Here is an 18553-nt window from a genome sequence, read left to right as displayed (position 1 = left end):
GAAGGAACCGGCCGGGTCGGAGGCAGTGCCCCGCGTCGGGTCCGGGGCGGCGGACCCGGAGGTAGCCGGGGCGGAGGTCCCGGTCAGGTCAGTGGCGGAACTCCGCGTCGGGTCGGAGACATCGGACCTGGAGGGATCCCGCGCGGCGGACCTGGCCGGGTCCGAGGCCGGTGTCCGGGCCGGGTCCGGGGCCTCGGTGCGGGCCGGGCCCCAGGCAGCGGTGCGGGCCGGGTCCGAGGCGAAGGAACCGGCCGGGTCAGGGACAGTGCCCCGCGTCGGGTCCGGGGCGGCGGGCCCGGAGGGAGCTGGGGCGGCGGGCATGGAGGGGGCCGGGGCGGGGGGCCGGGCTGTGGTTATGTCGGGGTCGAGGTCTCCCGGCGCCGGCGGAGCCGCACCGGCGGCCCGGTGGCTCTCCTGGACGGCGCGCAGCAGCGTCGGCCGGTCCGTGAAGCGGCTGGAGCCGTCCGGGGCGACCAGGAGCGGGACGACGTACCCGATGCGCTCGTCGCGCACGGTGGCGATCACGGCGTGCCCCGAGGCGACGGCGATGCCGTGCAGACGGTCGAGCACCGCCTGCTGGATCTCCTCGCCGGGACCCGCGATCACCCGCACCCCGTCGACCGAGGCTCCCGGCTCGCCCGACCCGTCGGCCGGGACACGGACGTCGACCGGCACCGCGGCCTGCTGCTGTTCTCGCTTCTTCTCGCGGCTGAGTCGAGTCATCGTTCCCTCATTCGGGTCGTACACCTACCGTCGAGTCTGTCCGCTCGCCCGCGCTCTGCACGTCACCGCGTTGTCACAGGCTCGTCCCAACGGTCGAGGGCCCCGCTTCCGTGCGGGCGGAAGGGCATGGACGATCGGGCCGGCGAGCAGGAGAGGGACATGCGGGATGCCACGGAACGGGGACCGGAGATCTGGCTGCGGGGGCCGGTGGCGGCACCGGAGGCGGAGGGCCCGCCGGGGCCCGCGCACGCCCGGGCGACCGCCCGGAGCTTCTCCTGGATCGGTCTGCACGGCGGCGCGGGCGTCTCCACGCTCGCCGCGGTCTACGGCGGTCACGACGGCGGACGTGCCTGGCCCGCGCCCACCGCCCCGCGGTCGGTGCTGCTCGTCGCCCGGACCCACGCGGCCGGGCTGGACGCGGTGCTGCCGGCCGTCGACCTGTTCCGGCGCGGCGAGGCGCCGCACGGGCTCGACCTGGACGCCGTGGTCCTCGTGGCGGACGCGCCGGGACGGCTCCCGCGCCCCCTCGCGCAGCGGGTGCGGCGGATCGAGTCGGTGATCGACGTGTACCGGGTGCCGTGGGTGCCGGACTGGCGCCTCGGCGACCTGGGCGGCCGGCTGCCGCGCGAGACGGAGCCGCTGGCCCGCCTCACGGGCGCCGTGCGGTGAGCGGGGACGGCGCCCGTGAGATCGCGGCCGCCGTACGGGACGGCTCGCGCAAGGCCGTGGACGTGGTCGCGGAGGCGCTCGCGCGGATCCGGCGGGCCGACCCGGTGCTGTGCGCGTTCGCCGAAGTGTGGGACGAGGAGGCGCCGCGGCGGGCGGCGGAGGTGGACGCGCGGGTCGCCGCCGGTGAGGACCTCCCGCTGGCCGGGGTGCCGGTCGCGGTCAAGGGGCGGCGGGGACTGCGGGCGGCGGGGCCGCTGCTCGCGGCCGGCGCGGTCGCCGTGGGCGCCACCGCGGTGCCGGGTCCGGGAACGTCCTGGCAGACCTGGGGGCTCGGGGCGGGCGGCCGTACCGTCAATCCGTGGCGGGCGGACCGTACGCCCGGCGGGTCCTCGGCGGGGGCGGCGGTGGCGGTGGCGGCCGGGCTGGTGCCACTGGCGACGGGCTCGGACGGGGCGGGGTCGGTGCGCATCCCGGCGGCGTGGTGCGGGGTGCTGGGCCTGAAGGTCACGGGCGGCCGGTTCCCCTCGCCCGACCGTACGGGCCTGACCGCTCCCGGAGTCCTCACCCGCACGGCGGGGGACGCGGTGGTGTGGTGGCGGCTGGTGTCGGGGCGGGCCGCACCGTCCGCCCCGCCGTTCCCCGTCGCGGCGGTCTGGTCCCCCGACCTCGGCTTCGCGTCGCCCGACGCGGAGCCCGTCGCGCTGGCCCGGCAGGCGGTCGGCCGGCTCGTCGACGCCGGGGTGGTGCGCCTCGTACGGCCGCCGGCGGCCCCGTTGCTCCTCGACCCCGGACCGGCCTGGCTCGCGCTGCGCACCCCGGGCGCCGACCTCACCGACGCCCACCAGGTCCGGGCGGCCGACGACGAGCGTCTGCGCGCCCTCTTCACCCGCACCGACCTGCTGCTCACCCCCACGACACCCACCGCGCCGCACGGCCACGACGGCCCCGGTGACGTCTACTCGACCGCCCTCACCTGGGCGTTCAACCTCAGCGGTCACCCCGCGCTGAGCCTCCCGGCCGGCTTCGGCGCCGACGGCTGCCCGGCGGGACTCCAGCTCGTGGCACGCCACGACCGGGAGGACCTGCTGCTCTCCGTGGCGGCGGAGGCGGAGAGACGGGGGGCGGTCGAACCGCTGAGGACGCCGTAGCGGAGGCGGGGACTCCGCGCCACGAGGCGCGTCGGGGAAGAGCCGCCCGGTCCCCTCCCCTTGGACATTTACTTGCATACGCATAAGATGCAGAAGCTTGTTACTGGCGAACGCCGAGTATGTGGGGGATGACCATGACCCGCCGTTTCCTGTTCGTCCTGGGCAGCGCCCGCCCGGACGGCAACTCCGCACTGCTCGCCCGCCGGGCCGCCGAACAGCTGCCCCCGGACGTGGAACAGCAGTGGATCGACCTCACCGCCCACCCACTGCCCGAGTTCGAGGACCTGCGTCACGACAGCGACCACGTCCGTCCGACCGAGGGCACCACCGCCCTCCTGCTGGACGCCACGCTCGCGGCGACGGACCTGGTGATCGTCTCGCCGCTGTACTGGTACGCGGTGTCGGCGCAGACCAAGCGCTACCTGGACCACTGGTCGGGCTGGCTGCGCACCCCCGGCCTGGACTTCAAGGACACGATGGCGGGCCGCACGCTCTGGGGCGTCACCGCGCTCGCGCACGAGGAGCCCGAGGTCGCCGACCCGCTGGTCGGCACGCTGAACAACTCGGCCGCGTACATGGGGATGCGGTTCGGCGGGGTGCTGCTCGGCAACGGCAGCAAGCCGGGGGACGTGCTCAGCGACACGCAGGCGCTGGCGCGGGCCAAGACGTTCTTCGCGCAGGACGCCCCGCTCGCCCGCTTCCCGTACGAGGCCGGCTGACTCCGGCGCCGTCTCACCAGCCGAGCTGTGCCTCACCCAGGACCTCGCTGCCGATGTGGGCGGCGCGTTCCTGGGCGAGGGGCAGGTCTCCCCACTTGGTCACATGGACGAAGACGGTGTGCTCCTCCGTCCAGTTGCCCCGCTGGGCTTCGTCACCGTGGAACACGACCTGGATCCCGTCGTACTTCGAGGGCCAGTCCACATCCGCGTCCGAGTCGTCCGGCCAGCGGCCGTGCCACTCGATGGAGGCCATGCCCTCGCCCAGCGCGGCCAGGATCCCGGCCTCGACGCGCTCCCGCTCGACGTGCTCCGAGAAGGTCAGCGGCAGGTGTTCCGTCAGTGCCGCGTCCTCCAGTGCCGTCACGTCGAGGTCGAACCGGAGGTAGTCACCCGTCGCCGGATCGGTCCGGTTCTCCGAGTAGTCGAAGGGCAGTCCGGGAGCGAGCGCGGCGATTTCCCGAACCTCGGAGACCGTGGCCAGTTCGGCGAACAGCCACACCTTGTCCTCAACATTTCTCAGCAGCGCGCACAGCCGCCTGGCCTGCCGAAACGCCTCGGCCGCGTCGGTGGTCCGCAGGACGGGGTACGCCCGTGAATTGCCCATGGGCCGAACCGTCACACGTCCCGGCCCGCCCGTGCGAGCGCATTTCCCTACGCGGTGATGTCCTTGCCCGTGAATCGTGCCCAGGCCGCCGAGCCGAACACGAGCGCGTAGAGGGCCTGGAGGCCGAGGTTCTTGGTCAGGTCGTCCCAGTAGACCGGTTCGCGCATCAGGTCGGCGAAGGACAGCCAGTGGTGGGAGAAGAGGTAGGGGTGGAGGGCGTGCAGCTGTGGGATCTGGTCGAGGATCTGCACGGTGATCAGCAGCCCGACGGTGGTCGCCATCGCCGCGATGCCGCTGTTGGTCAGCGTGGAGACGAACAGGCCGAGTGCCGCCACCCCGGTCAGTGAGACGGCGACGACCAGGGCGATCAGCAGGGCGCGGAGCAACCCCTCGGAGAAGCTGATCCGGGTGCCCGAGATGGTCGTGAGGTCACCCAGCGGGAACAGCAGCGCGCCGGTGATCAGCGCCGAGACGGCGACCACGAGGGTGGCGACCAGACAGAAGGCCATGACCGTCGCGTACTTGGTGAGCAGCAGACGGGTGCGGCCGGCCGGAGCGACCAGCAGGTAGCGCAGGGTGCCGGCGCCGGCCTCCCCGGCGACGGCGTCGCCCGCGATCACGCCGACGGCCATGGGCAGGAAGAACGGCAGGGTGGCGGCGAGCGCCGTGAAGACCAGGAACAGTCCGTTGTTGGTGATCTGCGCGATGAACGCCGGTCCTCCGCCGCCACCGCCGCCTGCCGACGAGCCGTCCCCGGTCTCGATCCGCACGGCGATGCCGACCAGTACGGGCACGGCCGCCAGCACCCCGAGCAGGGCGAGGGTCCGCCAGCGCCGGAAGGTGGTGAGCACCTCGCTGCGGAACAGCCCGAGGGTCCACAGCGGGTTCACCCTCCGTACCGCTTCACCCCGCGACATCGAAGCCCTCCCCGGTCAGCGCCACGAACGCGTCCTCCAGCGAGGCCCGCTCGACGCCGAAGCCGCGTACCCGCACGCCTGCCGTCACCAGTGCCGCGTTCACCTCGGCGAGGTCACGCCCGGGCGCCTCGCCGGTCACCCGCTCCCCGTCCACGACGACGTCGGCGACCCCCTGCTCCTTCAGCACCCGGGTGGCGTCCGCCGAATCCGGTGTGGTCACGACCAGCCGGCCCCGGGCGCCCGCGGCCAGGTCGGCGACCGGCCCCTGGGTGATCAGCCGGCCCCGGGCCATCACCGCGACGTGTGTGCACACCTGCTCGATCTCGTCGAGGAGGTGGGAGGAGAGGAAGACGGTCGTGCCGTCGGTGGCCAGCTCGCGGACGAGCGCGCGGATCTCCCGCATGCCCTGCGGGTCGAGGCCGTTGGTCGGTTCGTCCAGGACCAGCAGCCGGCGCGGGCGCAGCAGGGCGGCCGCGAGACCGAGGCGCTGCTTCATGCCGAGCGAGTACGCCCGCGCCTTCTTGCCGGCCGCGGCCGTGAGCCCCACCCGGTCCAGGGCGGCGGCCACCCGTGCCTTCCGGGTGCGCGGGTCGGCGGTGGGGTCGGCGGCGTCGAGGCGCAGGAGGTTGTCCCGGCCGGAGAGGAAGCCGTAGAGGGCGGGGCCCTCGATGAGGGCGCCGACGTGGGGCAGGACGGCGCGCGCGGAACGCGGCATGGGCCGCCCCAGCACGTGCGCCGTCCCGTAGGTCGGTTCGATCAGGCCCATCAGCATGCGGATGGTGGTGGTCTTGCCGGAGCCGTTGGGGCCGAGGAAGCCGAAGACACTGCCCGCCGGGACGGTCAGGCGCAGGTCGTCGACGGCGAGCTGTCCGCCGCGGTAGCGCTTGGTCAGTCCGCGGGTGACGACGATCCCGTCGCCCGCGGACGTCCCGTCGCGCGTCTGCTCCGTGGCGGACGTCCCGTCGCGCGTCTGCTCGGTGGCGGACGCCTCGTCCATCCGGGTTCCCCGTTCCCCTCGCCGCGCCGCTGGGTGCGGGTACCTACTTCCCCGCGTCGGCCGCCTTCACCAGCGCGTCCTTGGTGACGGTACCCACGTAGACCTTGCCGTCCTCGGTGATCAGGGCGTTGACCAGGCGGGTGCCGAACACCGTGCCGGTGCCGAAGTCACCCTTGACCTCCTCGCCGAGCGAGCCGAGGAAACCGCCGAGGTCACCGCCCGCCTCCGCGGTGGGCAGGCCGGCCCCGCTGCCGGTGTCGAAGGTGGCGACGGTGTTCCAGCCCTCGCCGAGCATCGTCAGTCCGTCGAAGCCCTTGGCCAGGTCCTCCTCGGACTTCGCACCCCGCTCCGGCTTCCCGAAGTGGCCGCGGTCGCGTCCCTGTTCGTCGCCCTCGGTCACCTTGGCGCCCTTCGGCGGGGTGAAGTCGAAGGTGGAGGCGTCCGGGCGGTCGAAGCTCACCTTGGTGAAGCCGACGTCCACGACGGCCGCGCCGCCGCTCGACGGGGTGAGCGTGAACTTCAGCGGCAGGCCCGTCTCGTGGTCGACCGCGATGCTGATGGCGCCGACGGTGGAACCGGACCCCTTGGGTTCGACGACCAGCTTGTACGCGTCCCGGCCGGCCACCTGGGCGGTGCCGTCGACCTTCACGGACGTGGTGTCGTCGACCGCCTTCAGCGCCTCCTCGGCGAAGTCCTGCGGGGTGGCCGGGGGCCGCTCCTCGCCGCGCCCGCCGGGAGCGTCCGCGTCGTCCACCGTGGCGTGGTAGACCTCGTTGGAGCCGCTGTCGTAGCCCCAGACGTCCTTGCCGTCGTGGATGAGGCTGTACTCCGCCGCGTTCTCCAGCAGGGAGAGCTTCTGGCGGTCCGGGCCGTCGGCCGCGACCCGCAGGGTGTGCGTGCCGGACGCCAGCTCGGTGAGCCGGCCGGACGGGTCGGCGGAGGAGCCTCCCTCCTCGTCGGAGCCGGCCGCGCCGGACAGCAGGCCGCTCTCCAGGCCGCCGAGGTCCGGCAGTCCGAGGTCGGTGGTGATCTTCACGGTGCCGGACAGGTGCTCCACGTCCGACTGCGCGATCTTCTCGATGAGCTGGGCGGCGGTGATCTCCGGCAGATCCGGGTCACCGGAGTCGGCGAGCGCCGGGACGAGTCCGATCGTCGCGGCCGCCACGCCCATCACCGTGACAGGGACGACGTAGCGGGCGGCCCTGCGCCGCGCCGTGCGCGGCTCCTCGGCCTCTCCCGCGGTCGTCGTGTCGTCGGATGCGTACGGTGCCATGTGTGCCCTCCGTCGTCGGCGGCGGCTTCCGTCTCGTGTCCTCACACCAGTCTCGGCCCGAGCCGCCATTCTCACCCGAACCGGTGAGAAGTGGTGTTGTCCGTCGTGTTCCATCTGACCAAACCCGCGCGGCGGATTCGTCAGACCGCGGGCTCAACTGCGCGTACTGCTGCGGTATGACACGGGACGACGCCGCCTCACCCGCCCCGTAGGGGTCACCCGGGTGCGGGAGGCGTACGGGACCGTACGGGCGCCGGTCAGCCGGCCCGGTGCACGACCGCGTCGCACAGCTCGACCAGCGCCGACTTGGCGGGACCGTCGGGCAGCGGGGCGAGCGCGGCGCGCGCCTCCTCGGCGTAGCGCACGGTGTCCCGGCGGGCCTGCTCCAGGGCGGGGTGGGCGCGCAGCAGCCGCAGCGCCTCGGCGTGCCGGGCGTCGTCGGTGAGGTCGGAGTCGAGCAGCTCGCACAGGGCGATGTCCTCGGCCAGCCCCAGCCGGGCCGTCCGCTCGCGCAGCCGCAGCACGGGCAGGGTGGCGATGCCCTCGCGCAGGTCCGTGCCGGGGGTCTTGCCCGACTCGTGGGAGTCCGAGGCGATGTCCAGGACGTCGTCGGCGAGCTGGAAGGCGACGCCGAGCCGCTCGCCGTACTGGGTGAGGACGTCCACCACCGTCTCGTCGGCGCCGGACATCATGGCGCCGAACCGGCAGGAGACGGCGACCAGGGAGCCGGTCTTGCCGCCGAGCACGTCCAGGTAGTGGTCGACCGGGTCGCGTCCGTCCTGGGGGCCCGCGGTCTCCAGGATCTGTCCGGTGACCAGCCGCTCGAACGCCTCGGCCTGCACCCGCACGGCCTCCGGGCCGAGGTCGGCCAGGATGTGCGAGGCGCGGGCGAAGAGGAAGTCGCCGGTGAGCACGGCGACCGAGTTGCCCCAGCGGGCGTTCGCGCTCGCGACCCCGCGCCGCACCTCGGCCTCGTCCATCACGTCGTCGTGGTACAGCGTGGCCAGGTGGGTCAGCTCCACCACCACGGCCGACGGCACCACACCGGGCGCGTAGGGGTCGCCGAAGCGGGCGGCGAGCATCACGAGCAGCGGACGGAACCGCTTGCCGCCGGCCCGCACCAGGTGCTGGGCGGCCTCCGTGATGAACGGCACCTCACTCTTGGTGGCCTCGAGCAGCCCTTCCTCGACAGCCGTCAATCCGGCCTGGACATCGGCTTCCAGAGCCTGGTCCCGCACGCTCAGCCCGAACGGCCCGACGACGGTCACGAGGGGTCTCCTGTCTGCTGGTGTCTGCTGGCGGTTACACGGTTTGTCGATAGGTCGCTGCCACCACTCGAGTCAGCGTATCCGGTCACCTTTCGATCACCGCCAGGCCCCGGGGTCACAAGCAGGGCGATAGGGGATCAGAAGCGGAGTGTTTTTGATCGGCTGACAGCAACGGACATTCCTCTGTTTCCCGGACACAGTGGCCGGTGAACCATCCTGCCCGCCCTGCCGTCCGATTTGCCGTCATTGCTGTGCGAATTCCTGTACGCCGCAAATGCGCTCGCATCCCGCGTCCCGTGAGGTGAGTCACGCGTCGACGCGCCGGCCGATCAGCCTCCCGCAACGCCGCGATCCCGCTCCACGCAACGGAGTTGACCCTTGGCGATCGCAAAGGATCAAGCGCCCAAAAGCACCCATCTCAAGATCAAACGGAGTCTTGCGTGATCGTCGCACTTGTTCCCGACATGTGCTCTCGCATACGTTCCGGGCCTGCCGGGTGGACGCCTAGTCCTGCCGCCACCCGCATCACACCCGACGACGAACTCACGCACGGCAGGAGCGGGGGACCCAGGTAAGCCGCCGTACCGGACATCACGCCCGGACGGCTCGGGGTGAAGCCATGCCCGCAGGGGCACGGCCGGGCACTCTCCTCGCCCGAACCCGACAGCTCACCTCGCAGGCGTAGGAGAGGAACCCAGACATGCCCGTCATCGCTTCGTCCCGCCGCCGCCTCGTCCGCTCCCTCGCCGTCGCCGGCACCGGCGTCGCCGTGGTCGCGCTGCCGCTGTTCGGTGCCACCGGCGCCTCCGCCGCGACCACGACCCAGGCCACGACCGCCGCCTCCACGACCGCGTACCCGGAGAACCTCGACGGCTGGATCCGCGAGGCCATGGACGTCATGGCGCAGAACGGCATCCCGGGCTCCTACGACTCCATCCACCGCAACATCATGCGGGAGTCGTCCGGCAACCCGGCCGCCATCAACCTGTGGGACTCCAACGCCGCCATGGGCACTCCGTCGAAGGGCCTGCTGCAGGTCATCGACCCGACCTTCCAGGCGTACCACGTGCCCGGCACGGCCTTCGACCCGTTCGACCCGGTCGCCAACATCGCCGCGGCCTGCAACTACGCCGCCGACCGCTACGGCTCGATCGACAACGTCTTCGGCGCGTACTGAGCCGACCGCTGACGGCCGACTCCGGCCGTCCGCCCGAACAGTCGCTCGAGGACGACGGCCACGCCGTCGTCCTCGTTCGACAGGGTGACCTCGTCGGCCACCGCCTTGAGCTCGGCGTGCGCGTCGGCCATGGCGACGCCGTGGCCCGCCCACCGGAACATGGGGACGTCGTTCGGCATGTCGCCGAAGGCGATCGTGTCCTCGGGACGCAGCCCCAGGTGCTCGGCGGCAAGCGCCAGACCGGTCGCCTTGGTGACCCCGCACGGCTGGAGCTCCACCGTCCCCGGCCCCGACATGGTCACCGTGGCCAGCGAGCCGACCACGGACCGGGCCGCCGCCGCCAACGCGTCGTCCGAGAGCCGCGGGTGGCGCAGCAGCACCTTGCTGATCGGCCGCGCCCACAGGTCGTCGCGCCGCTCCACCGGCACCGACGGAAGCGTCGGGTGCGGCATCCGGTAGCCCGGCTCGATCAGCGTCCGCCCGTCGACCCCGTCCTGGTCGACCGCCGCGTACACCTCACCCACCTCGGCCTCGATCTTGCCGAGCGCGGTCTCCGCCAGCTCCCGGTCCAGCCGGACCGACCACAGCATCCGGTCCGTCCCGGCGTCGTAGACCTGCGCCCCCTGTCCGCACACCGCGAGTCCCGTGCAGCCGAGGTCGCCGAGCAGCGACCGCACTCTGGGGGCCGGGCGGCCCGTCACCACGAGGTGCCGGGCACCGGCGCGCTCCGCCTGCGCGAGGGCGGCGAGGGAGCGGTCGGACAGGGTGTCGTCACCGCGCAGCAGCGTCCCGTCCAGGTCGGTGGCGATGAGAGAACAATCGGTGGGTGCGGCCATGATCAGAGAATACGGACAAGAGGACCGTCCGATTCACCGCGCCCGTATGCCCTCGCTTCGGGTGCCATTTCCCTTCTTTCGGCGCCCGATCAGGACCGGTTGAGGACCGTTTCCCCCATGGGTCGGAACACCGTGCGCCGCCTCCCGTTCCGGTGCCCCTCGCCCGGGTGCCTGCCGGACGGATCCGGGACGCCCGCCCGGCAGGCCCGGACGTCGCCGAATTAACAGGGGCTCACCCGGACGCGACCCCGTAACGTGTGGCACGGCCACGGACACGTGGCGCACCGGCGCACACGAAAGCGAGGCAGCACCCGATGCCCCCCTTCGATGTCCCCGAGGGCGATCCCTTCGGCCCGCACAACCTGCCGTACGGCGTGTTCTCGCCCCCCGGTTCGGCGGACCGCACCGTGGGCGTCCGGCTGGGCGACCACGTCCTCGACGCCGGCGCGGCGGCACACGCCCTGGGCTCCCCCTACGCCTCCCTGCTCGCCCGCCCCACCCTCAACCCGCTGCTGGCGGCGGGCCGTACGGCCTGGTCGGACGTGCGGCGCGCGCTCACCGCGTGGGTGACGGTCCCGGCGCACCGGGAGACCGTCGAGCGGTTCTTCCACCCGCTGTCCGAGGTCACCCTGCACTTGCCGTTCGAGGTCGCGGACTACGTCGACTTCTACGCCTCGGAGAACCACGCCCGCAACGTCGGACAGATCTTCCGCCCCGACGCCGCCGACTCCCTGACCCCCAACTGGAAGCACCTGCCGATCGGTTACCACGGGCGCTCCGGTACCGTCGTGGTGTCCGGCACCGACGTCGTACGCCCCTCGGGGCAGCGCAAGGCGCCCACCGACACCGCCCCGGTCTTCGGCCCGTCCGTCCGGCTGGACATCGAGGCCGAGGTCGGCTTCGTCGTCGGTGTGCCGTCCGAGCAGGGCAGCACCGTGCCGCTCGGCGCCTACCGCGACCACGTGTTCGGCCTCTGCCTGCTCAACGACTGGTCCGCCCGCGACATCCAGGCCTGGGAGTACGTGCCCCTCGGCCCCTTCCTCGGCAAGTCCTTCGCCACCTCGGTGTCGGCGTGGATCACGCCGCTGGACGCCCTGGAGGAGGCCCGCGTCGCCCCGCCCGCGCGCACCCACGAGCTGCTGCCCTACCTGGACGACGCCCGGGAGGAGCCCGGCGGCTACGACCTGCGCATCACCGTGGCGATCAACGGCCACGAGGTCTCCGAGTGCCCCTTCTCCACCATGTACTGGACGGCCGCCCAGCAGCTCGCCCACATGACGGTGAACGGCGCCTCCCTGCGCACCGGTGACCTCTACGGCTCCGGCACGGTCAGCGGCCCCACCGAGCGGGAGCGCGGTTCGCTGCTGGAGCTGACCTGGAACGGCCGTGACCCGCTCGAACTCCCCGACGGGAAGCGGACGTTCCTGGAGGACGGCGACGTGGTGACGCTGTCCGCCTGGGCACCCGGTCCCGACGGTGCGCGGGTGGGCCTCGGCGAGGTCACGGGACGGGTGGTCCCGGCCCCCTGACCCATGAGGCCCCCTGGCACGGCCCCTTGAGGCCCTGCCGATCCGGCCGCGCACGCTGACTCGCACCGCCCTTCGCCGTCATACTTGGCGTCGGGCGGTGCGTCGTCGCGCACACCGCGGTCGTCGTACGCCGCGTGCCCCGCACCACCCGCACGTCCCCGAGCCGCACCCTTCCGACAGGATCCGGAGCCCGTGGCATGACGTACTGCCTGCTCCTGCTGAGCGTGGTCGCCGTGACGGCCGCCGTGCCCGTCCCGCGCGTGCTGACCCGGGCGAAGTGGCCGGAACGCGAGCCGGTGGTCGCCCTGTGGGTGTGGCAGTGCCTGGTCGCCACCGTGCTGCTGTGCTGTCTGACCGCCCTGGCGCTGGGCGCCGCGGCCGTCTTCGGCACCGTCCGCGCCCAGCTCTTCGCACCCGCTCCGCCCGCCGTGACCGCCGCCTACGACCTGTCCGCAGCGTCGCCGTGGACGACCGTGCTCACCGTGCTGCTGGCGTCCGGCGCGGCGTGGACCACGGCCATGCTGGGGCGCGAGCTGGTCGAGGCCCGCCGCCGGCGGGCCCGCGCCCGGGAGCACCTGCGCGACCGCGCGCCCGACCTGCCCTCGGGACTCCCCGAGGGGCGGGGCCCCTTGCTGGTGCTGGAGGAGGAGTATCCCGACGCCTGGTGGATGCCGGGCAGCCCGCCCCAGCTGATCGTCACCACCGGCGCCCTGCAGCGCCTCACCGACCACCAGCTGGACGCGGTCCTCACCCATGAGCGCGGCCACGCCCGGGCCCGCCACGACTGGCTGCTGCACCTGTCGACGGCGCTGGCGACGGGTTTCCCGCGCGTCCCGCTGTTCGCCCACTTCTGCGAGCAGACCCATCGTCTGGTCGAGCTGTCCGCCGACGACACGGCCTCCCGCCGCTGCGGCCATCTCACCACCGCGCTCGCGCTGATCGAACTCAACCAGCACCGGGGCGTGCTGTCCTGCGCCTCCAGCCACCGCCTGCTCGGCGAGCGCGTCGACCGCCTCCTGGAGCCGCCGCCCCGCCTGGACCGCCGCCACCGCGCCCTGACGACGGCCGCGGCGGCCCTGGTCCCCTTCGTCCCCCTCCTGATCACCTTCGCCCCGGGCCTCACGGCGCTGCCGTAGCCGACACTCCGGCCTGTGCGGCTGACGCCCGCCGCAGTACCCGGCGTCCTTGCCAACGCCCTCTGCGGTGCGGTGGCCGGCGCTCCGGCCCGCCCAGCTGACACCCGCTGCGGTACCCGGCCGACGCGGCTGACGCACGCTGCGGTGGCGGCCGGGCCGGCCGGGCGGCCGGGCGCTCAGGACCAGTCGGGCTCGTCGTCGGGCCAGTCGTCCGGGGCCTCCTCGGGGGCGTCTGGCGCGGCGGCGGCATCCCGTGCGGGTGCCGGCGCCGGTCCTGGTGCCGACAGCCCTGCCAGCACGGCCACCACCCCTTCCCCGTACGTCGCCCGCTTCTTCTCGCCCACGCCGCTGATCCCGCCCAGCTCCGCCACCGAGGTGGGCCACGCCGTGACGATGTCCCGCAGCGTGGCGTCGTGGAAGATCACGTACGCCGGGACGCCCTGTTCCCTGGCCTGCTCGGCCCGCCAGGCGCGCAACGCCTCGAACGCGGGCTGAAGCTCCTCGGGCAGCTCGGCCGCGGCGGCCTTGGCCTTGCGATCGCCCCGGCTGCCCGCGCCCTTGGCGGACACCGGCTTCTCGGGCTCCTTGCGCAGCGGCACCTCCCGCTCCCGCCGCAGCACCGCCCCGCTGGCCTCGGTCAGCACCAGCGTGCCGTAGTCGCCCTCGACCGCGAGAAGTCCCTGGGCGAGCAACTGGCGGACCACACCACGCCATTGCGCCTCGCTCAGCTCGCCGCCGATCCCGAACACGGAGAGCTGGTCGTGGTCGAACTGGATGACCTTGGCGGAGCGCCGGCCCAGCAGGATGTCCACGATCTGCACGGCGCCGAACTTCTGCCCGCGCTCACGCTGCAGCCGTACGACCGTGGACAGCACCTTCTGCGCCGCCACCGTGCCGTCCCAGGTCTCCGGCGGGACCAGGCAGGTGTCGCAGTTGCCGCAGTGCTCGCCGTCCGGCTCCTGGCCGAAGTAGGCGAGGAGCTGGCCGCGCCGGCACCGCACGGTCTCGCACAGGGCGAGCATGGCGTCCAGATGCTGGTTGGCCCGCCGCCGGAACGCCTCGTCGCCCTCGCCCGACTGGATCAGCTTGCGCTGCTGGATGACGTCGTTGAGTCCGTAGGCCATCCACGCCGTCGACGGCAGTCCGTCGCGGCCCGCGCGGCCGGTCTCCTGGTAGTAGCCCTCCACCGACTTGGGCAGGTCGAGGTGGGCGACGAAGCGGACGTCCGGCTTATCGATGCCCATGCCGAAGGCGATGGTCGCCACCACGACCAGCCCTTCCTCGCGCAGGAACCGCGCCTGGTGCGCGGCGCGCGTCCCCGCGTCGAGACCCGCGTGGTACGGCACCGCCTCGATGCCGTTGCGCGACAGGAACTCGGCGGTCTTGTCCACCGAGTTGCGCGAGAGGCAGTACACGATGCCCGCGTCCCCCGCGTGCTCCTCGCGCAGGAAGGCCAGCAGCTGCTTGCGCGGGTCGGCCTTGGGCACGATGCGGTACTGGATGTTGGGCCGGTCGAAGCTGGCGACGAAGTGCCGGGCGTCGGGCATGCCCAGCCGCTCGGTGATCTCCCGGTGGGTGGCGTGCGTGGCGGTCGCCGTGAGGGCGATGCGGGGCACGTCCGGCCACCGCTCCCCCAGCACGGACAGGGTGAGGTAGTCCGGCCGGAAGTCATGGCCCCACTGGGAGACGCAGTGCGCCTCGTCGATGGCGAAGACGGAGATCTTGCCGCGGGAGAGGAGGTCGAGGCTGCTGTCCAGGCGCAGCCGCTCCGGCGCCAGGTACAGCAGGTCGAGCTCGCCGGCGAGGAACTCGGCCTCGACCGTCCGCCGCTCGTCGAAGTCCTGCGTGGAGTTCATGAAGCCGGCCCGCACGCCGAGCGCCCGCAGCGCGTCCACCTGGTCCTGCATCAGCGCGATCAGCGGGGAGACGACCACGCCCGTGCCGGGCCTGACCAGGGCCGGGATCTGGTAGCAGAGCGACTTGCCGCCGCCGGTCGGCATGAGCACGACCGCGTCGCCGCCCGCGATCACATGGTCGACGACCGCTTGCTGCTCACCGCGGAAGGCCTCGTAGCCGAAGACCCGGTGCAGCGCCGCCGACGCCCCACTGTCCGTCACTGTCATCCCGGCGACACCGCCCGTCCCGTACATCCCGTACCCCGCGGCCGTCCCTCGACCACTGCGTCCACCTTAGGCGCCCGCACCGACAGCCCCGGAGTTGTCCACAGGCCGCCCGGAACGCTCCGTCCCTCAGCGGAACGCGACCGGGAACGACCGCGGCCCGGCACCCCTTCCGAGGGGTACCGGGCCGCGCCTGCCGTCCGGCGGGCGTGCGCCTCAGCGCACGAACACCCCCGCGTCCCCGGCCAGCTCCAGGAAGTACTGCGGTGCCACACCGAGCACCACCGTGACCGCCACGCCGACCCCGATCGCCGTCATCGTCAGCGGCGACGGCACCGCGACGGTCGGGCCCTCGGGGCGCGGCTCGCTGAAGAACATCAGCACGATGACGCGGATGTAGAAGAACGCCGCGACCGCCGACGAGATCACGCCGATCACGACCAGTGGGGCCGCCCCGCCCTCCGCCGCCGCCTTGAACACGGCGAACTTCCCGGCGAAGCCCGAGGTCAGCGGGATGCCCGCGAAGGCCAGCAGGAACACCGCGAACACCGCCGCCACCAGCGGGGAGCGCCGGCCCAGGCCCGCCCACTTGGACAGGTGGGTCGCCTCGCCGCCGGCGTCCCGCACCAGCGTGACCACGGCGAAGGCGCCGATCGTCACGAAGGAGTAGGCCGCCAGGTAGAACAGGACCGACGAGATGCCCGACGGCGTGGCCGCGATGACACCCGCGAGGATGAAGCCCGCGTGCGCGATCGAGGAGTACGCCAGCAGCCGCTTGATGTCGGTCTGGGTGATCGCCACGATCGCGCCGGCCAGCATGGTGACAATGGCGACGCCCCACATGACCGGCCGCCAGTCCCAGCGCAGCCCCGGCAGCACCACGTACAGCAGGCGCAGCAGGGCGCCGAACGCCGCGACCTTGGTGGCCGCCGCCATGAAGCCGGTGACCGGCGTGGGGGCGCCCTGGTAGACGTCGGGCGTCCACATGTGGAAGGGCACCGCGCCGACCTTGAACAGCAGGCCCATGACCAGCAGCGCCGCGCCGATCAGCAGCAGCGCGTCGTTGCCCATGGTGTCGGCGAGCGCCGGGGTGATCTCCGGCACCGTGCCGTCGACGACCTGCGCGATCGTCGCGTACGACATGGAGCCCGCGTAGCCGTACAGCAGGGCGATGCCGAACAGGGTGAACGCGGAGGCGAACGCGCCGAGCAGGAAGTACTTGACCGCCGCCTCCTGCGACATCAGCCGCTTGCGGCGGGCCAGCGCGCACAGCAGGTACAGCGGGAGGGAGAGGACCTCCAGGGCCACGAACAGCGTCAGCAGGTCGTTGGCCGCCGGGAAGACCAGCATGCCCGCGACCGCGAAGAGCAGCAGCGGGAACACCTCGGTGGTGGTGAACCCCGCCTTGACGGCCCGCTTCTCGGCGTCGCTGCCGGGGACGGCCGCGGCCTGCGCGGCGAAGGAGTCGACGCGGTTGCCGTGCGCCTCCGGGTCGAGCCGGCGCTCGGCGAAGGTGAACAGACCCACCAGCGCCGTCAGCAGGATGGTGCCCTGCAGGAAGAGCGCCGGTCCGTCGACGGCGATGGCGCCCATCGCCGCGATGCCCGCCTTCGTGGTGGCGTACCCGTCCGCGGCGAGCGCCACCACCGCGGCGAACGCGGCGGCGAGCGCGACCACGGCGACGAACATCTGCGTGTAGTACCGGGACCTGCGCGGCACGAACGCCTCGACCAGCACCCCGACGAGCGCCGCGCCGACGACGATCAGGGTGGGCGCGAGCTGCCCGTACTCGATCTTGGGTGCGTCGATCTTGGCGATCGGATCGGCCGCGGTTGTCCACAGGCTGTGGACGGCTGCTGTTGCGCTCACTTGGCCGCCTCCACCTCGGGCTGGGGGTCCTTCTTCTGTACGTCGGACATGGTGTGCTCCACCGCCGGGTTCACGACGTCCGTGACGGGCTTCGGGTAGACGCCCAGGAACACCAGCAGCACGACCAGCGGCGCCACCACCGCGATCTCCCGGACCCGCAGGTCGGGCATCGCGGCGACCTCGGGCTTCACCGGGCCGGTCATCGTCCGCTGGTACAGGACGAGGGTGTAGAGCGCGGCGAGCACGATGCCGAAGGTGGCGATGATCCCGATCACCGGGTAGCGCGTGAACGTGCCGACCAGGACAAGGAACTCACTGACGAAGGGCGCGAGCCCCGGCAGCGAGAGGGTCGCCAGACCCCCGATCAGGAAGGTGCCGGCGAGTACCGGGGCCACCTTCTGCACACCGCCGAAGTCGGCGATGAGCCGGGAGCCGCGCCGGGAGATCAGGAACCCGGCGATCAGCATCAGCACGGCGGTCGAGATGCCGTGGTTGACCATGTAGAGCGTCGCCCCGGACTGGCCCTGGCTGGTCATCGCGAAGATGCCCATGACGATGAAGCCGAAGTGGGAGATCGAGGCGTAGGCGATCAGCCGCTTGATGTCGCGCTGGCCGACGGCGAGCAGCGCGCCGTAGATGATGCTGATCACTGCCAGCACCAGGATCACCGGGGTCGCCCACTTGCTGGCCTCCGGGAACAGCTGGAGGCAGAAGCGCAGCATCGCGAAGGTGCCCACCTTGTCGACGACCGCCGTGATCAGCACGGCCACCGGCGCGGTGGACTCCTGCATGGCGTTGGGCAGCCAGGTGTGCAGCGGCCACAGCGGCGCCTTCACCGCGAACGCGAAGAAGAAGCCGAGGAACAGCCAGCGCTCGGTGCTGGTCGCCATCTCCAGCTCGCCGTTCGCGCGGGCCTGCGCGATCTCGGTGAGGGAGAAGTTCCCGGCGACCACGTACAGCCCGATCACCGCGGCCAGCATGATCAGACCGCCGGCCAGGTTGTACAGCAGGAACTTCACCGCCGCGTACGACCGCTGGGTCGCCGCCTTCTCCTCGCCGTCCTTGTGCGCACGGTCCCCGAAGCCGCCGATGAGGAAGTACATCGGGATGAGCATGGCTTCGAAGAAGATGTAGAAGAGGAAGACGTCGGTGGCCTCGAAGGAGATGATCACCATCGCCTCGACGGCCAGGATCAGGGCGAAGAAGCCCTGAGTCGGCCGCCACCGCCTGCTGCCGGTCTCCAGCGGGTCGGCGTCGTGCCAGCCCGCCAGCACGATGAACGGGATCAGCAGGGCGGTCAGCGCGATCAGCGCCACCGCGATGCCGTCCACGCCCAGTTCGTAGCGGACGCCGAAGTCGGCGATCCACGAGTGGGACTCGGTGAGCTGGTAGCGGTCGCCGCCCGGGTCGAAGCGGACCAGGACGGTGATCGCGAGGGCGAGGGTGGCCAGCGAGAACAGCAGGGCCAGCCATTTGGCCGCCGTGCGCTTCGCGGCCGGTACGGCGGCCGTGGCGATCGCCCCGATGGCCGGGAGCGCCGCCGTCGCTGTCAGGAGAGGAAAGGACAT

Annotated in this window: 15 protein-coding genes and 1 riboswitch; of the genes, 6 read left to right on the top strand and 9 right to left on the bottom strand. The window is 72.6% G+C overall.

Features of this window, described 5'->3' with window-relative positions:
• The first annotated feature begins 882 nt into the window (after nucleotides 1-882).
• From F3L20_RS02980 to F3L20_RS02970, 3 genes are all read left to right on the top strand, one after another.
• Nucleotides 883-1392: a DUF6668 family protein gene (locus F3L20_RS02980; RefSeq protein WP_150151958.1), complete on the top strand. Its 510-nt coding sequence runs from the start codon at nucleotides 883-885 to the stop codon at nucleotides 1390-1392.
• Nucleotides 1389-2540, top strand: coding sequence for an amidase (locus F3L20_RS02975; RefSeq protein ID WP_150151955.1), 1152 nt, complete (start codon nucleotides 1389-1391; stop codon nucleotides 2538-2540). Before F3L20_RS02980 ends, F3L20_RS02975 begins: the two co-directional genes overlap by 4 nt.
• 134 nt (nucleotides 2541-2674) lie before the next feature.
• Nucleotides 2675-3259: a flavodoxin family protein gene (locus F3L20_RS02970; protein ID WP_150157201.1), complete on the top strand. Its 585-nt coding sequence runs from the start codon at nucleotides 2675-2677 to the stop codon at nucleotides 3257-3259.
• Between the two features lie 13 nt (nucleotides 3260-3272).
• Here F3L20_RS02970 and F3L20_RS02965 read toward each other — a convergent pair whose 3' ends face one another.
• From F3L20_RS02965 to F3L20_RS02945, 5 genes are all read right to left on the bottom strand, one after another.
• Nucleotides 3273-3863, bottom strand: a complete 591-nt coding sequence (locus F3L20_RS02965) for a hypothetical protein (protein ID WP_167534451.1) — start codon at nucleotides 3861-3863, stop codon at nucleotides 3273-3275.
• 47 nt (nucleotides 3864-3910) lie between these two features.
• Nucleotides 3911-4780 carry an ABC transporter permease gene (locus tag F3L20_RS02960; protein WP_150151949.1) on the bottom strand — a complete coding sequence of 290 codons (870 nt, stop codon included), beginning with the start codon at nucleotides 4778-4780 and terminating at the stop codon, nucleotides 3911-3913.
• Nucleotides 4767-5777 (bottom strand): ABC transporter ATP-binding protein, encoded by a 1011-nt coding sequence (locus F3L20_RS02955; RefSeq protein WP_167534450.1) that lies wholly within the window; start codon nucleotides 5775-5777, stop codon nucleotides 4767-4769. Before F3L20_RS02955 ends, F3L20_RS02960 begins: the two co-directional genes overlap by 14 nt.
• Before the next feature lie 43 nt (nucleotides 5778-5820).
• A complete protein-coding gene (locus F3L20_RS02950) occupies nucleotides 5821-7050 on the bottom strand; it encodes a LolA family protein (RefSeq protein WP_150151946.1) in 1230 nt (409 codons plus the stop codon).
• A 257-nt stretch (nucleotides 7051-7307) separates the two neighbouring features.
• A complete protein-coding gene (locus F3L20_RS02945) occupies nucleotides 7308-8318 on the bottom strand; it encodes a polyprenyl synthetase family protein (RefSeq protein WP_150151942.1) in 1011 nt (336 codons plus the stop codon).
• A gap of 525 nt (nucleotides 8319-8843) precedes the next feature.
• A riboswitch (cyclic di-AMP (ydaO/yuaA leader) is annotated at nucleotides 8844-9015 on the top strand.
• Between the two features lie 3 nt (nucleotides 9016-9018).
• On the opposite strand from F3L20_RS02945, the gene F3L20_RS02940 reads away from it, so the two are divergent.
• On the top strand, nucleotides 9019-9495 hold the full coding sequence (locus tag F3L20_RS02940; protein WP_024883110.1) for a transglycosylase SLT domain-containing protein: 477 nt from the start codon (nucleotides 9019-9021) through the stop codon (nucleotides 9493-9495).
• On the opposite strand, the gene F3L20_RS02935 is transcribed toward F3L20_RS02940, so the two are convergent.
• On the bottom strand, nucleotides 9459-10331 hold the full coding sequence (locus tag F3L20_RS02935) for an HAD family hydrolase (protein ID WP_150151939.1): 873 nt from the start codon (nucleotides 10329-10331) through the stop codon (nucleotides 9459-9461). The two genes, F3L20_RS02940 and F3L20_RS02935, sit on opposite strands and share 37 nt — an antisense overlap.
• Nucleotides 10332-10645: 314 nt before the next feature.
• Here F3L20_RS02935 and fahA point away from each other — a divergent pair, with 314 nt between their 5' ends.
• Together fahA and F3L20_RS02925 are read left to right on the top strand one after the other, a co-directional pair.
• Nucleotides 10646-11860 (top strand): fumarylacetoacetase, encoded by a 1215-nt coding sequence (gene fahA, locus F3L20_RS02930; RefSeq protein WP_150151936.1) that lies wholly within the window; start codon nucleotides 10646-10648, stop codon nucleotides 11858-11860.
• A 197-nt stretch (nucleotides 11861-12057) separates the two neighbouring features.
• A complete protein-coding gene (locus F3L20_RS02925; RefSeq protein WP_150151933.1) occupies nucleotides 12058-12996 on the top strand; it encodes a M56 family metallopeptidase in 939 nt (312 codons plus the stop codon).
• Nucleotides 12997-13172: 176 nt separating this feature from the next.
• On the opposite strand, the gene recQ is transcribed toward F3L20_RS02925, so the two are convergent.
• The 3 genes from recQ to F3L20_RS02910 form a co-directional block, all read right to left on the bottom strand.
• A complete protein-coding gene (gene recQ / locus F3L20_RS02920; protein WP_150151930.1) occupies nucleotides 13173-15146 on the bottom strand; it encodes a DNA helicase RecQ in 1974 nt (657 codons plus the stop codon).
• 186 nt (nucleotides 15147-15332) lie between these two features.
• Entirely contained in the window at nucleotides 15333-16985 is a 1653-nt protein-coding gene (gene nuoN, locus F3L20_RS02915) for an NADH-quinone oxidoreductase subunit NuoN (RefSeq protein ID WP_145829735.1), read from the bottom strand.
• On the bottom strand, nucleotides 16982-18553 hold the full coding sequence (locus F3L20_RS02910; protein WP_145829734.1) for an NADH-quinone oxidoreductase subunit M: 1572 nt from the start codon (nucleotides 18551-18553) through the stop codon (nucleotides 16982-16984). Before F3L20_RS02910 ends, nuoN begins: the two co-directional genes overlap by 4 nt.

Source organism: Streptomyces tendae (assembly GCF_008632955.1).
GTDB lineage: Bacteria > Actinomycetota > Actinomycetes > Streptomycetales > Streptomycetaceae > Streptomyces.
Note: the sequence above shows the minus strand (reverse complement) of the source record. Positions and strands in the feature narration are given on the sequence as shown.

Excerpts from the sequence above, each read along its gene's own strand:
- F3L20_RS02980 (WP_150151958.1), top strand. The coding sequence starts at position 883 with ATGCGGGATGCCACGGAACGGGGACCGGAGATCTGGCTGCGGGGGCCG.
- F3L20_RS02910 (WP_145829734.1), bottom strand. The coding sequence starts at position 18,553 with ATGTCCTTTCCTCTCCTGACAGCGACGGCGGCGCTCCCGGCCATCGGG.
- F3L20_RS02965 (WP_167534451.1), bottom strand. The coding sequence starts at position 3,863 with ATGGGCAATTCACGGGCGTACCCCGTCCTGCGGACCACCGACGCGGCC.
- F3L20_RS02925 (WP_150151933.1), top strand. The coding sequence starts at position 12,058 with ATGACGTACTGCCTGCTCCTGCTGAGCGTGGTCGCCGTGACGGCCGCC.
- F3L20_RS02940 (WP_024883110.1), top strand. The coding sequence starts at position 9,019 with ATGCCCGTCATCGCTTCGTCCCGCCGCCGCCTCGTCCGCTCCCTCGCC.
- fahA (WP_150151936.1), top strand. The coding sequence starts at position 10,646 with ATGCCCCCCTTCGATGTCCCCGAGGGCGATCCCTTCGGCCCGCACAAC.
- F3L20_RS02955 (WP_167534450.1), bottom strand. The coding sequence starts at position 5,777 with ATGGACGAGGCGTCCGCCACCGAGCAGACGCGCGACGGGACGTCCGCC.
- recQ (WP_150151930.1), bottom strand. The coding sequence starts at position 15,146 with ATGTACGGGACGGGCGGTGTCGCCGGGATGACAGTGACGGACAGTGGG.
- F3L20_RS02960 (WP_150151949.1), bottom strand. The coding sequence starts at position 4,780 with ATGTCGCGGGGTGAAGCGGTACGGAGGGTGAACCCGCTGTGGACCCTC.
- F3L20_RS02935 (WP_150151939.1), bottom strand. The coding sequence starts at position 10,331 with ATGGCCGCACCCACCGATTGTTCTCTCATCGCCACCGACCTGGACGGG.
- F3L20_RS02970 (WP_150157201.1), top strand. The coding sequence starts at position 2,675 with ATGACCCGCCGTTTCCTGTTCGTCCTGGGCAGCGCCCGCCCGGACGGC.
- F3L20_RS02950 (WP_150151946.1), bottom strand. The coding sequence starts at position 7,050 with ATGGCACCGTACGCATCCGACGACACGACGACCGCGGGAGAGGCCGAG.